General features: G+C 50.4%; 10 protein-coding genes and 1 pseudogene. 5 read left to right on the top strand and 6 right to left on the bottom strand.

From position 1 onward, the window contains the following. Entirely contained in the window at window positions 1–2,583 is a 2,583-nt protein-coding gene (gene leuS, locus C2M24_RS06035) for a leucine--tRNA ligase (RefSeq protein WP_105213649.1), read from the bottom strand. Between the two features lie 166 nt (window positions 2,584–2,749). On the opposite strand from leuS, the pseudogene C2M24_RS06030 reads away from it, so the two are divergent. From C2M24_RS06030 to C2M24_RS06015, 4 genes and pseudogenes are all read left to right on the top strand, one after another. After that, a pseudogene (locus C2M24_RS06030) lies at window positions 2,750–3,209 on the top strand (zinc ribbon-containing protein). Between the two features lie 63 nt (window positions 3,210–3,272). Continuing rightward, complete coding sequence (locus tag C2M24_RS06025) at window positions 3,273–5,681, top strand: Lon protease family protein (protein WP_105200664.1); 2,409 nt, start codon at window positions 3,273–3,275, stop codon at window positions 5,679–5,681. Then, window positions 5,674–6,147 (top strand): FKBP-type peptidyl-prolyl cis-trans isomerase, encoded by a 474-nt coding sequence (locus C2M24_RS06020; RefSeq protein WP_105213648.1) that lies wholly within the window; start codon window positions 5,674–5,676, stop codon window positions 6,145–6,147. The genes C2M24_RS06025 and C2M24_RS06020 overlap by 8 nt, the downstream gene beginning before the upstream one ends. Window positions 6,148–6,367: 220 nt before the next feature. After that, entirely contained in the window at window positions 6,368–7,612 is a 1,245-nt protein-coding gene (locus C2M24_RS06015; protein WP_442792505.1) for an amidohydrolase, read from the top strand. A 29-nt stretch (window positions 7,613–7,641) separates the two neighbouring features. On the opposite strand, the gene lnt is transcribed toward C2M24_RS06015, so the two are convergent. From lnt to miaB, 5 genes are read right to left on the bottom strand one after another with little or no spacing between them, the layout of a single operon-like run. Next, window positions 7,642–9,192 carry an apolipoprotein N-acyltransferase gene (lnt, locus tag C2M24_RS06010; protein WP_105213767.1) on the bottom strand — a complete coding sequence of 517 codons (1,551 nt, stop codon included), beginning with the start codon at window positions 9,190–9,192 and terminating at the stop codon, window positions 7,642–7,644. After that, window positions 9,167–10,048, bottom strand: a complete 882-nt coding sequence (gene corC, locus C2M24_RS06005; RefSeq protein WP_105200661.1) for a CNNM family magnesium/cobalt transport protein CorC — start codon at window positions 10,046–10,048, stop codon at window positions 9,167–9,169. Before corC ends, lnt begins: the two co-directional genes overlap by 26 nt. 60 nt (window positions 10,049–10,108) lie before the next feature. Beyond that, the gene (gene ybeY / locus C2M24_RS06000) at window positions 10,109–10,570 is read right to left on the bottom strand and encodes an rRNA maturation RNase YbeY (protein ID WP_105213646.1); all 462 of its coding nucleotides are present in this window, start codon (window positions 10,568–10,570) and stop codon (window positions 10,109–10,111) included. Next, complete coding sequence (locus C2M24_RS05995; RefSeq protein ID WP_105213766.1) at window positions 10,567–11,598, bottom strand: PhoH family protein; 1,032 nt, start codon at window positions 11,596–11,598, stop codon at window positions 10,567–10,569. Before C2M24_RS05995 ends, ybeY begins: the two co-directional genes overlap by 4 nt. A gap of 53 nt (window positions 11,599–11,651) precedes the next feature. Continuing rightward, window positions 11,652–13,088, bottom strand: a complete 1,437-nt coding sequence (miaB, locus tag C2M24_RS05990) for a tRNA (N6-isopentenyl adenosine(37)-C2)-methylthiotransferase MiaB (RefSeq protein ID WP_105213645.1) — start codon at window positions 13,086–13,088, stop codon at window positions 11,652–11,654. A gap of 267 nt (window positions 13,089–13,355) precedes the next feature. Here miaB and C2M24_RS05985 point away from each other — a divergent pair, with 267 nt between their 5' ends. Continuing rightward, window positions 13,356–14,519, top strand: a complete 1,164-nt coding sequence (locus C2M24_RS05985; protein ID WP_105213644.1) for an FAD-dependent oxidoreductase — start codon at window positions 13,356–13,358, stop codon at window positions 14,517–14,519. Window positions 14,520–14,680 lie beyond the last annotated feature (161 nt).

The following is a 14,680-nucleotide window of genomic DNA, read 5'->3' as shown; positions in this document are numbered from 1 at the left end:
TTAGTTCGCCACCACGTTAAGCACTTTGCCTTTAATATAAATCACTTTACGCACAGTTAGGCCTTCGGTGAATTTCTGTACATTGGCATCGGCAAAAGCAGCTTGCTCTACCGCTTCTTGATCGGCATCCGCCGCAAGAGTCAGTTTCGCACGTACCTTACCATTGATCTGGACCACGACCAGCTTTTCACTTTCAACCATAGCCGATTCATCGGCAACCGGCCAAGTAGCGTCAAGCACATCGCCTTCTTTGCCCAAGTCTTGCCATAGCTGGTGCGACAAGTGCGGGGTGATAGGCGCAAGCATGATCAACATGGCTTCTAGGGCTTCGTTGGCCACCGCTTTGTCACCTTCATCCGCTAATGGTGCCTTGATCAGCTTGTTAGACAGCTCCATCACGGCGGCAATGGCGGTGTTGAAGGTTTGACGGCGCTCTAGGTCGTCGGTGATCTTGGCGATCGCCTTGTGCAGTTCACGACGCAGTTCTTTTTGCTCTTTCGAGAGCGAAGCAACATCTAACGCTACAAAACCGGCTTTTTTCACATCTAGCGCATATTTGTAAACACGCTTAATGAAGCGGTGCGCACCTTCTACGCCCGAGTCTGACCATTCCAGGGTTTGCTCTGGTGGCGCAGTGAACATCATAAACAAGCGCACGGTATCGGCACCGTATTGCTCGATAACATGCTGCGGGTCGATACCGTTATTTTTCGACTTCGACATCTTGCTCATACCGGCGCTTTCTACCGGCTGGCCGTCGTCTTTGTGCCATGCCTTGATGATGCGGCCCTTGTCGTCTTTTTCGGTTTCAACGTCAGTGGGTGAAATCCAGATATCGCCGCCTTTTTCATCCTTACGGAAGTAGGTTTCAGCAAGTACCATGCCTTGACACAGCAGGCGCTCGAACGGCTCGTCAGAATTAACTAGACCAAAGTCACGCAATAGCTTGTGGAAGAAGCGCGCATATAATAGGTGCAAGATCGCGTGCTCGATACCGCCAATGTATTGGTTTACCGGTAGCCAGTAGTTGGCTGCACCCGGCTCTAACATGCCTTCATCGTAGCGCGGGCTACAGTAGCGGGCATAGTACCAAGACGACTCCATAAAGGTATCGAAGGTATCTGTTTCGTGGAACACGGTTTCGCCGTTAATGGTAGCCTTGGCCCACTCTGGATCTGATTTGATCGGCGAAGTTACACCGTCCATGACTACGTCTTCTGGCAGACGCACCGGCAGCATGTCTTCAGGCGCGGCCAGCTCAGAGCCATCTTCTGTGTTCAACATAGGAATTGGTGAGCCCCAGTAACGCTGACGGCTTACACCCCAGTCACGTAGGCGGAAGTTAACCTTGCGCTCACCCACGCCAAGCGCGGTTAGCTTGTCGGCGATGGCATTGAAGGCGCCATCAAAATCCAGGCCATCGAACTCGCCAGAATTAACCAGCGTGCCTTTTTCCGTGTAGGCGGCTTTTGAAAGGTCACACTCATCGCCTTCGTTTGCTGCGATAACCTGTTTGATATCAAGGCCGTAAGCCGTTGCAAATTCAAAGTCGCGCTGATCGTGTGCCGGTACGGCCATAACTGCGCCTGAACCGTAATCCATCAATACGAAGTTGGCGATCCAGATTGGCACTTCCTGACCCGTTAATGGGTGGATGGCGTACAAACCTGTGGCAATACCCTTTTTCTCCATGGTGGCAACATCGGCTTCGGCCACCTTGGTGTTTTTACATTCTTCAACGAAGGCCGCTACCTCGGCATTGGCTGCCGCTGCTTCCTGGGCAATCGGGTGCGCTGCGGCCACGGCCACATAGCTCACGCCCATAAAGGTATCCGGACGGGTAGTGTAAACGCTGAATTCACCCTGGCCATCGGCACGTTTAAAGGTGATATCTACGCCTTCTGAGCGGCCAATCCAGTTACGCTGCATGGTGCGTACCTGCTCAGGCCAGTGCTCTAGCTTGTCTAAGTCATCCAGCAACTCTTGTGCATAGTCGGTGATCTTAATAAACCACTGCGGAATTTCTTTTTGTTCAACTACCGCGCCTGAACGCCAACCTTTACCATCGATAACCTGCTCGTTGGCAAGTACGGTTTGGTCTACCGGATCCCAGTTAACTGTTGACATCTTCTTGTACACCAAGCCTTTTTCGTAAAGCTTAGTGAAGAACCACTGTTCCCACTTGTAGTATCCAGGGTGACAAGTCGCGATTTCACGATCCCAGTCATAACCAAAACCAAGCAGTTTTAGCTGGTTGCGCATGTAATCGATATTTTGATAGGTCCAGTTAGCCGGCGCCGTGTTGTTTTTAATCGCGGCGTTTTCAGCAGGTAGACCAAAAGCATCCCAACCCATAGGCTGCATTACGTTTTTACCTTGCAGGCGCTGGAAGCGAGAAACTACATCACCAATGGTGTAGTTGCGCACGTGACCCATGTGCAGTCGACCACTGGGGTAGGGGAACATGGAGAGACAGTAAAACTTCTCTTTCGAGTCGTCTTCTGTGGCTTTAAATACCTTGTTTTCTTCCCAGTATGACTGGGCTTTCGCTTCAATTTCCTGCGGGTTATATTGCTCTTGCATCTACTCTTCCAGACTTCTTGCAAAATGATGACAAATTTGCCCGATAGCATACCCCAAATCTATGGTTAATCACAGCAAGGGACAGGCTTTTTTGTCGCCATTATTGAATTGTGGGCAGGCAGGCTATAGTTAACTAGTAGGGGTAAAAATTATGCAAGGAGTTAATATGGCAGATTATCGACAATGGTTATCCGAATTTAGCGATTGGCTAAAGGATGTAAACGACCATGAAGTCAAAGATATGGTGGCCACCTTTTTAGAGTCTAAGCAGGCGCTAAAGGATTTAAGCAAGGATAAGTACGAAGAATATAAGCGTTTATTTGGCTCGGGATATAGACCACCTTATCGAGCACGAGAACTATTACAACTCATTGGCCTGGCAGGAGCTTAAGGAGAGCCTCTGGTTTGAGTTATCCCATATCGAAGACAAGTCCCAGTTGGAGTGGCAGGCGTTGAGCCAAGACTTTAAACATAAAGGGGTTTATCATAGCGGAGAATGGATAGCCATGGGCACCTTAGTGTGCCAAAATTGCCATTCTAAGGTAGATGTTTACCACCCCAGTGAAATTCTGCCCTGCACCGAGTGCGGCGGCATTCACTTTAATCGTCAGGCGCTGCAGCCATAGCCAATTTTAGCGGCGTTAAAAATAACAAGGGCCCGGCTATGGGCCCAGCAAAAGACGTGTTGTATGAAACATAAAACATCAGGCGTGGTCAGCACCTTAAGTGCTTGCGCTCTTGCGCCGCAAATTTCCGAAAATCATATTCGTACTTGTCTCACTCATCCTTACCCCGAAGAGCTGCCTTTTATCGGCCAAAAGCGTGCCGACAGTGCCCTTGATTTTGCCTTGGGTATGCACTTGCCGGGTTACAATGCTTATGTGATGGGCGAGCCGGCTCTGGGTCGTTACACCCTGGTGCAACACAAGCTGCAACAGTATGCCAAGGACAGGGAAACCCCCAGAGAATGGTTGTACGTAAACAACTATCAGGATCACCGTGAGCCTATTGCTATCTTGATGAACCCGGGTGAAGGGCAGGTTCTGGTGGACGATATTGACGCCGTGCTTGAGGAAATTCTCGATACCTTTCCTGCTGCCTTTGACAACCCTGGCTATCAGCGTAAGAAAAAGTCCATCGACCGCGAATTTGAAGACAAATACGAAGATGCGCTGGCCCATGTAGAAGAGCTGGCCAATGAACACAGCGTGGAGCTGATTGAAGATCAAAACAACGTTGGCTTTGTGCCCATAGTGAACAATCAACGTTTAAGCGATGAGCAATTCAGCGCCCTGGACGAGCACACTCAGGAGCGCTTTATCAACGCCATTACTGAGCTCGAAGATGCCTTAATCGATGCCCTGATCGAGCTGCCGAAATGGAAACGTGAGTCGAGCGAAGCGCTGCGTAAGCTGAAAAAGGCCACCGCAGAGGCGGCCATTAAGCCGTTACTGCGTGAATTGGAGCACAAATACGCCACCCATATCGGCGTATTACGCTATCTAAAAGACCTGCGCTCGGAGCTGGTGGATACAGTACTGGAATGGCTAGATGAAGAGCAGAGCAATGACAAGAGCGAGGAGGAGTATGACCGCAAGGAAATGCTTACCGAATTCTTTGCTCCTAACCTTTTGGTGCCCTACAAGGAGCACGATGCCGCACCGGTAATTTACGAGCCGAATCCGACCTTTGGTAATCTTTTTGGCAAGATTGAATATTCTACCTCGCAAGGCTCTTTGGTGACCAGTTACCGCAGTATTCAGCCCGGCGCCTTGCACCGTGCCAACGGCGGCTATCTGATTATGGATGCCGAGAAGGTGATGGCCAATGCCCAAGTGTGGGATGGCTTAAAGCTGAGTTTAAAAACCCACCAGATCAAAAATGATTTGCCCTATCAGGATAGCTCTGTGGGCAGCAGCTTTACCCTGCGCCCCCAGCTTATTCCCCTGGATGTAAAAGTGCTTTTGTTGGGCTCTCGCGACCTCTACTACGCACTTAACGAATACGATGAAGAGTTTGCCGAGCACTTTAGGGTGCTGGCGGACTTTGATTTCTACCTGCCGGGCACGGACAAATACCAGTATCAGTTTATTACCAAGGTGCAGGAATATTGCCGCGAGACCTTAAAAACCGAAGTGAATTGCGATGCCATGTCACTCTTGCTGCGTTTTAGCCACCGTCAGGCCGAACATCAGCAAAAACTCTCGGCGCGTTTTGCCGATGTGATGGAGTTGGTGGCAGAGGCCAGCTATTACGCCCGTCAGGACCGCAGCGAGCAGATCCACGCCACTCATGTACACGAGGCCCTGGCCGGTAAGGAGTATCGCACCGGGCAAATGAGCGAACATATGCTCAGCGATATCCGCGAAGGTCATATTTTGATTGCCACCGAGGACAAGGCGGTGGGTATGGTCAATGGTCTCACCGTGTTGCATGTGGGCGATACCTCATTTGGTACCCCGGCGCGCATCAGTGCTTCCGTCTATGCCGGCAGTGATGGTGTTATTGATATTGAACGTGAGGCTGAGCTGGGTAAGGCGATTCACTCTAAAGGGGTGATGCTGTTGACAGGTTATTTGGGTAGCAAGTATGCCCAGGATTTCAGCCTTACCCTGAGCGCCAATATTGCCATCGAGCAAAGCTACGGCTATATCGATGGTGACAGCGCGTCTTTGGCGGAATTGTGTGCCCTGGTATCGAGCATTACCCGAGTGCCCATCGACCAGGGCATCGCTATGACCGGCTCGATTAACCAGCGCGGTGAGGTGCAGGCCATAGGCGGTGTGAATGAGAAGATTGAAGGTTTCTTCAAGCTTTGTCAGATGCGCGGCTTAAGTGGTGAGCAGGGGGTGATCATTCCTAAATCGAACTGCTTGAATCTGGTATTAAACCAGGACGTGATTGATGCCGTGGAGCAGGGACGTTTTCATATTTACCCTGTGGCCAATGTCGATGAAGCGCTAAGCCTGCTTACAGGCAAGGAGTGCGGCGAGCTAAAAGATGGTGCCTATACCAAGGGCAGTATTCACGACCTGGCCATGACCCGACTGCGCGAAATTGCCGCCATAGTCGGTGGGGAGGATGAAGACGATGCTTAATCTTATTCTTTCGGCCATTATTCTTGTCTTACTGGTCTTGACCATACGCGGGCACCTGCGCAACCGTAAGGTTGCGGCCCTCAACAAGCAGAGGGAAGCCGATTTCTTTGCCAAAAACAAAGAGCAGGAAGGGCTGGAGGAGCTGCCAAGCGGGGTGCAAATCCTGTGGCAGAGTCGCAGCGATGAGGGAGTACAGCCAGAGCCAACATCCAAGGTTTGTGTGCACTATCGTGGCACCTTGCTAGATGGCCGTGAGTTTGACAGCTCCTATAAGCGTGACAAGCCTTTAGATTTTAAATTGAATCAGGTGATCAAGGGCTGGCAGCTGGGGCTGCAACAGATGCGTGTGGGCGATAAGGCCACCTTGTACATCCCCGCCCACCTCGCCTATGGCGACCGTCGCGTGGGGATCATTGAGCCTGCCAGTGCGTTAATTTTTGAGGTTGAGCTACTGCGCCTCGGTTAAATCAGTACTAATCAATAAAAAACCACCGTCCCTGCGGTGGTTTTTTATACCTGCCTTTTGTCGCATTGCGCTGTTGTTCCCCGCCTTGATAGCCTAGTTTTAATGAAGCTGTGCCGTTCAAAGAGCCAGCAGCCCAAAGCAATCAACAGGGGATGAAACAATGAAACTAGGTAAACCTTTATGTCAGGCTCTGCTCTTTAGTGCCGTCACTGGCCTAAGTATGCACACCTATGCCGCTTCATTAGCGGCGCAAATCGATACCGTCAATGCCGAGGTAGGAGACAAGCTGATCGAGTGGCGCCGTCACTTGCATCAATACCCGGAGCTCAGTAACAGCGAATTTGCAACCGCCAAATATGTCGCCGAACATCTCGAAAGTTTAGGCCTAGAGGTACAAACGGGCGTCGCCCATACCGGGGTAGTGGCAAAAATTAAGGGTGGTAAAAGTGGTCCCTTGATAGCGCTGCGCGCCGATATGGATGCGCTGCCAGTGACCGAGCAGGTGGACTTGCCTTTTGCCTCAAAGCAAACAGCCACTTACCGTGGTGAAGACGTAGGTGTAATGCATGCCTGTGGCCATGACGCTCACGTCGCCATCTTAATGGCGGTGGCACAGTCGCTGGTGGCCTTAAAGGATGAACTTGCCGGCGATGTACTCTTGATCTTTCAACCCGCCGAAGAAGGGGCGCCTCAAGGCGAGGAGGGTGGCGCCGAGTTAATGCTCAAAGAAGGTTTGTTTGCGCAAAAGCCCGAGGCGGTATTCGGCCTGCATGTAACCTCATCCCTTAACAGCGGCCAGATAGGGTTGCGCTCTGGGCCGCTGATGGCCAGCTCGGATGCCTTTAGTATCAAGGTCAGTGGCCGTCAAACCCATGGTTCGAGGCCGTGGAATGGCATAGATCCAATCGTGGCCTCCAGTCAGATTATTATGGCCACTCAAACCATAGCGTCACGTCAGGTAGATGTGACCAAGGCACCTTCGGTTATTTCCTACGGTGCCATTAAAGGTGGTGTGCGCAATAACATTATTCCCGATGAGGTGGAAATGGTCGGCACCATTCGCACCTTTGATCAGGATATGCGTGCCGACATTAAAAAACGCTTACAACATACTGCCGAATTGACTGCACAAGCCGCAGGTGCCAAGGCCGAGGTGCATATAGACCATGGCTATCCGGTGACTGTGAATAACCCCGAACTCACGGCGAAGATGATGCCTACCCTGGAGCAAGCGGCGGGTAAGGATAATGTCATTATTACCGACCTGATCACAGGTGCCGAGGACTTTTCCTACTACGCCCTAGAAACGCCGGGAATGTTCTTTTTCTTAGGGATCACTCCAGCCGAGCAAAACGCAAAAACGGCGCCAAGCAACCATTCGCCACACTTCTATATTGATGAGCAGGGGCTGCCGCTAGGCGTGAAGGCCCTCACTAATCTGGTGTTTGATTACCTGGATAAGTGATACTGAAATAGGAAAGTGAAAAGGCGCTATTAAGCGCCTTTTTTACTTCGGTAAGTAATGCCCATACTAACCAGGGCAAAGCCAATCAACAGCAGCCACACCGGCCATGTACCTTGGCGGGCGTAGAAGCTGTCGCCGTCGATAAGCTGTACATCGGTAAGTAATACATCATCAACAAACTGAGGCAGGCTCACCTGCTTTTGTGACAGCGGATCATACACCCCAGTGACCCCTGTGTTGGTAACGCGAACCAGGGGACGCATTAGCTCCAGCGCCCGCATACGTGATATTTGCATATGCTGATGGGGGCCGTGGGAGTCGCCAAACCAGGCGTCGTTGCTGACGGTAAAGAGAATATCCGAGTCACTGCGATAGTTGGCGCGCACCAAATCGGGAAAGACGATTTCATAGCAGATTGCCGGCAAAATATGATAGCCGTTGGCGAGCAGGTTATTCTGCACTCGCTCTCCACGGCTAAAGCTCGACATGGGCAAGTCGAACAGCGGCGCTATGGGGCGCAGGAGATCCTCAAAAGGCACGAACTCGCCTATGGGCAAAAGCTGGTGCTTGCGATAGCGATTTCTATGCAGGTAAGTATATTGACCCTCACTGCTGTCGGCCTCTTGTTTACCCATAACCACAAGCGTGTTGTAGGCCTTGCGGGTGTCATACTGGTAATCCACTATGCCGGTGATAAGGGCGCTGTCGTTAAAGACCGCGGCCTTATCCAAAGAGCGCAGGAAGTCGCCGGCCAGGGACTCCAGTTCGGGCACGGCCGCCTCGGGCCAGACCACCAGATCCGCCTGCCAGTGAGTGCGGGTCATATCCTGGTATTTGAGCATGGTTGGCCAGAAGTTTTCCGGCTCCCAGCGCATGCTTTGTTTGATATTGCCCTGCACCAGAGCCACCGAAAGATGCTTGTTGGCATACTGATTAGCCGGGGCAAAGTATGCACTAAGCGCTATTATAGCCACCAGGGCACAAGTACCAACCAGGGGTTGCCAGGCACGGTTCAAGACTAAGCGAAACAGGCTGTAACCCAGTGCCAATACGACACAGGCGAGACCAAACTCACCGACCAGGGGGGCAAGAATATTAAGCGGTGAGTCGGTTTGCGTATAACCCAGGGAGAGCCAGGGAAAACCAGTTAACAGTGTGCCGCGTAGCCACTCAGCGAACGCGAAACTAAGAATTAGAGGGGCAAACCAGCTGCCGCTGCGACGGTAACACCAGCCGGTAATCGCCAGCGCTATCGCCGGAAACAGGGCCAGATAGCACACCAATAGGGCCATGACCGCCAAGGAGGCGATAATGGGTAAGCCGCCGAACTCGGCAATGGAAACATGAACCCAGCTAACTCCGGCGCCAAACCAGCCAAGGCCAAAGGCAAAACCGTACCAGGCTGCTTTTTTGGGCGTTTGTTGATAGCTGCACCAGCTCAGCACTGCGATGCTGAGAAAGGCGATGGGCCAAATTGAAAATGGGGCATAGGCCAGGGTTAAAACAAGGCCGGCCACGAAGGCCAGCCAGGTTTTACTATCCCTTAGTGCGCCCTTAAGCCGCGTCAGAGTCTTCGCCATCATTCGATTTTGGCAAAGTCACTTGCAGTTGCAAAATACGACGGCTGTCGGAGCTTGTTACCTTAAACTGCAAGGGAGGGATGTCGATGATTTCACCGCGCCCAGGCATATGGCCAAAGGCATGAAGAACAATACCACCTATGGTATCGGCTTCGTTGGTATTGAAATCTGTGTTGAATTTATCGTTAAATTCATCGATAGGAGTGAGGGCTTGCACTGAAAAAACATGCTTGGAAATTTGCTTAATTTGCAGATTTTCTTCCTCATCATCGTGCTCATCTTCGATTTCGCCGACGATAATTTCCAAAATGTCTTCAATGGTTACCAGGCCGGATACACCACCATATTCATCAATGACTATGGCCATATGGTAGCGTTGCTGACGGAACTCGTTAAGCAGGGTGTCAACACGCTTGCTTTCGGGAACAATCACAATCGGGCGTAATACTTCGCGTAAGGTAGGAAGATCGGCTTCCTTATCCATCAGCAGAGGAAGTAAATCCTTCGCCAGCAAGATCCCTTCAATATGATCTTTGTCCTCACAGACCACAGGAAAACGCGAGTGTGACGACTCGATCATCTGCGGTAATTGGTCGAACAAGGGTTTATCGACATCCAGGGTGATCATTTGCGAGCGGGGGATCATGATATCTCGTACTTTGAGTTCAGAGACACCCAAAACACCTTCAATCATTTCCTTGGTTTCAGGATCGATCAGATCGCGCTCCTGGGCATCTGAGATCACTTCTGCCAGCTGTTCCTTATTTTGGGGCTCTCCTTGAAACATCTGGCTGATACGATCTAACCAGGATTTTCCAGAAGAACCCTCTCTACTATGCGAGTTTTCGTCGCTCATTAGCTTTATGCGCTCCAAGTTGAATTAATTCCGATAATGAGACCTAGCTCACTATTGGGATTAACACTCATCATCCCTGTATGGGTCGCTAATATTGATGCTGGCCAGCAAACGTTTTTCCAACGCTTCCATAATCTCGGCATCGGCCTCATTTATATGGTCATAGCCAAGTAAATGCAAGCACCCGTGTACCACCATGTGGGCAAAGTGGTCATGAAATGCCTTATGTTGTTCCAAGGCTTCACCATATACCACTTGCGGGCAAATAATCAAATCACCCACCAAGGGTAATTCGATTCCGGCCGGGGCGTCAAATTCAAAGGATAAGACATTGGTCGGCTTGTCTTTACCACGGTAGCTGTGATTCAGACTTTGGCTTTCCTGCTCGTCGGCAATGCGAATGGTGACCTCTGAGTCGGGCTTCAGCTCATCCAGTACCAGTGCCGCCCAGCGCTGAAACTGAGCCTCGCTTGGTAAGTTATCAAACTCACAGGCTATTTGCAGATCGACAGTGGTGCTCATTGGTCAGACTCTTTTTTGGCTTGTTCTTTTTGCAGTCGCTTAACGCGCTCTGTTTCTTCGTGATGCTCATAGGCCTCAACGATGCGCGCTACTACTGGGTGGCGAACAACATCATGAGATTGGAAGAAGTTCATGCTTATTTCATCAACCTCACCCAAGACTTCAATGGCATGGCGCAGGCCTGAGCGGGCGCCACGAGGTAAGTCAACCTGGGTGATATCACCTGTGATCACCGCCTTAGAGTTAAAGCCGATACGGGTCAGGAACATCTTCATTTGCTCCACCGTGGTGTTCTGGCTTTCATCGAGAATAATAAAGGCGTCGTTCAAGGTACGGCCACGCATATAGGCAAGTGGTGCAACCTCAATGACATTTTTCTCAATTAAGCGCTCAACCTTTTCAAAGCCCAGCATCTCAAACAAGGCATCGTAAAGCGGGCGCAAATAGGGGTCTATTTTCTGAGTTAAATCACCCGGTAAGAAGCCCAGTTTTTCACCGGCTTCTACCGCAGGGCGGGTAAGCAAAATACGACGGATTTCCTGGCGCTCCAGGGCATCAACGGCAGCTGCAACGGCCAGATAGGTTTTACCCGTACCGGCAGGACCAATACCAAAACAAATGTCATGATTAAGAATGTTGGCCACATATTGGCTTTGATTCGGGTTACGGGGCTTAACCACGCCTCGGCGGGTTTTAATAAAGACTTCTTTACCCCAGACGCTCGGGGCTTCTTGCTCCAGCACATCGGCTTCAATAATGGCCAGATGCACATGCTCGGGCTCGATTTCTTTTTGCTTGCCTTTGACCGGCGCAGTTTCAAGGTACAGGCTTTTGATGATCTCGCCTGCAGCCTTTGCAGTGTGTGGTTTGCCGGTTATTTTAAAGAGGTTTTCGCGGTGCGCAATTTCAACTCCCAGACGACGCTCGATGTGTTTTATGTTCTCGTCAAAAGGACCGCATAAAGAAGAAAGGCGGGTGTTATCGGACGGTTCTAAATAAATATCGATGTTCTTCAGCTGGTTACTCAAAGTTGCTTCCTGTTGATTGGCGCCGTGGCCTTGGCCACAGCGCATTATTTTTATTAATTAGGGGTAAAGGTACCCACGCCAATCTCATTGGTTTGCTCTTCGCTTGGTGCCTTGGCGAGAATATCGCTTGGGGCCACGTCACGACGCAGATTCATATCTGCTTCGGTACGGATAAGTTCACCACGTAGTGAGTTTGGCAGCGCTTCGGTAATACGTACATCGACAAATTGACCGATCACCGAGTGTGGACCTTCAAAGTTTACCACACGGTTGTTCTCGGTACGGCCGCGCAGTTCCATCGGGTTCTTCTTCGAAGGACCTTCAACCAAAATACGCTGCTCGGTACCAAACATATCACGGCTGATCTTCTGCGCCATTTGATTGATGCGATCTTGTAAAATGTAAAGGCGTTGCTTTTTCTCGTCTTCGCTTACGTCATCCGGTAAATCGGCCGCCGGCGTACCCGGACGGGCGCTGTAGATAAAGCTAAAGCTCATGTCGAAGCCGATGTCATTGATAAGCTTCATTGTTGCTTCAAAGTCTTCGGTGGTTTCACCTGGGAAGCCGATAATAAAGTCAGAGCTCATGCTGATATTCGGGCGCACCTTGCGCAGGGCACGAATAGTCGACTTGTATTCCATCGCCATGTGGCCGCGTTTCATCAGATTAAGAATGCGATCTGAGCCGCTTTGCACTGGCAAGTGTAAGTGATCAACTAGCTCTGGTATATCGGCATAGGCATCGACTATGTCTTGCGTAAATTCAACCGGGTGCGATGTGGTGTAACGAATACGGTCGATACCATCGATGGCGGCGACATAGCGCAGTAGATCTGAGAAATAGCAAATCTCACCGTCATGGGTGGCACCACGGTAGGCATTTACGTTTTGACCAAGCAGGTTTACTTCACGCACGCCTTGCTCGGCCAACTGAGCCACTTCAAGCAACACATCATCCAGAGGGCGACTTACTTCTTCACCTCGGGTGTAAGGCACCACGCAGAAGGTACAGTATTTAGAGCAGCCTTCCATAATTGATACGAATGCGCTTGGGCCTTCCGCTTTCGGCTCAGGTAAACGGTCAAATTTCTCGATTTCCGGGAAGGTAATATCAACGACCGAGCCTTCTTTGGCTTGTACTTGCTGGATCATTTCCGGCAGGCGGTGCAAGGTTTGCGGGCCAAATACGATATCAACGAAAGGCGCGCGTTGGCGAATGGTGTCGCCCTCTTGTGAAGCAACACAGCCACCCACACCGATAACCAGGTCCGGGTTTTTATCTTTTAACGGCTTCCAGCGGCCTAACTGGTGGAATACTTTCTCTTGTGCTTTTTCACGGATAGAGCAGGTGTTAAGCAAAATCACGTCCGCATCTTCGGCCTCTTCGGTCAGTTGATAACCATTGGTATCATCTAGAAGATCCGCCATTTTCTGGGAGTCATATTCATTCATCTGACAACCCCAGGTTTTAATATGCAGCTTTTTGCTCATTGAAATATTGCCTCGTTTTCAATCCGGTACTGACTATGCACGACTAGGCCAAGTTAATACTCTGGACCTGTGGTCATTGACTTAGCTTAGCCTAAAGGACGCGTATTTTATATGCTATCGCGCTATGAGCCAAGTATAGTTTTGATATTTGCCGCGCCGGGGTGCAGTAAATCAAAGATGCTTGACATCTTGATGTCAACAACTGCCATTTGCCTAAAGAACTGGGTTACAATTGCGCCAGCGAAACAAGAATAAGAGACAAGGCCAATGAGTGTAAAACAGGTGCTGATTGTCGGTGGCGGTATGGTGGGCGCAGCCTGTGCCATCAAGCTGGCCAAGCAGGGCATGCAGGTATGCGTTATCGAGCAGCAGGTAATAGACCCGCAGGCGGTTCTACAAAGCGATCAGGTTGATATTCGCGTATCCGCTATTAACCGCTTTTCCGAGCAGCTGTTGGACGAGTTAGGGGCCATGCCGGCTTTGCGTCAAAACCGTATTGCCCAGTACACCCAATTGGAGGCGTACGAAGATAAGCCCGAGCAGCTGCTTTTCGACTGCCAGGAACTTGGCGCCAGCCACTTAGGGCACCTGGTCGAGAACAAGCTTCTACAAGCAGCCCTGTGGGCCCAGTTCGACCAATACGACATCAAGGTATGCTCACCCGAGGGACAAGCTCAGCAACTGCTGCAAACGTCTCAAGGAGCGACTCTTATCTATGAACACGAGCAGTTTCATTGTGATCTGATTATTGCCGCCGACGGTGGCCGCTCTCGTATTCGTCAATTAGCAGGAATTGGTGTGACCGGCTGGCAGTATCAGCAACATTGTATGGGCATACTGATAAAACTGGACGCCCCACAACAAACGAAAACCTGGCAACAATTTAAACCCAGTGGCCCCATTGCCTTTCTACCCATGCAATATCCCTATGCCAATCTTATTTGGTATGACCAAGGCACCAAGCTTAAGCAACTGCAACAGCTGGATAAATCGGCGTTAAAGAAACAGATTGAAGCGCACTTTTTTACTCTTCCCGGTGACTTTGAGGTAGAAGCCGCCGCCGTGTTCCCCTTAGCCCGTCAGCATGCAAATACCTATATCGGCTCACGCGTCGCACTCATTGGTGATGCTGCCCACACCATTAATCCTTTGGCGGGACAAGGAGTTAATCTTGGTTTTAAAGATGTGGATGCACTTGCTAAGGCGTTAGCTGACACCAGCGCGACCTTAGCGGACGCTCTGGCGCATTATCAGCGCACGCGCCGCACGGACAATCTGCTGATGATGAGTATGATGGATGCCTGTTATTTTGGTTTCTCGAACAGCTTATCGCCACTTAAATATTTGCGTAATTTGGCTTTGACAGCAGCGAACAAGGCTGGTCCGCTGAAACAACAGGTCTTGAAACACGCCATGGGCGGCATTACTTAATTGTAAAAGTGACTGCAAATCTATCTAAGCTGCTCAATAGGGCGGCTTTTTTTATGCCATAAAAAATCAGGTATATAACGAATGGATAGAAAGAAGTTTAAGGGTGTTTAAATGATTAAGAATCAGGATTGATATTTTTGAAGGATAACTAAGAAGGTTAA

Origin of the sequence: Pseudoalteromonas sp. T1lg22 (genome assembly GCF_002964645.1) — a bacterium.
GTDB lineage: Bacteria > Pseudomonadota > Gammaproteobacteria > Enterobacterales > Alteromonadaceae > Pseudoalteromonas.
Note: the sequence above shows the minus strand (reverse complement) of the source record. Positions and strands in the feature narration are given on the sequence as shown.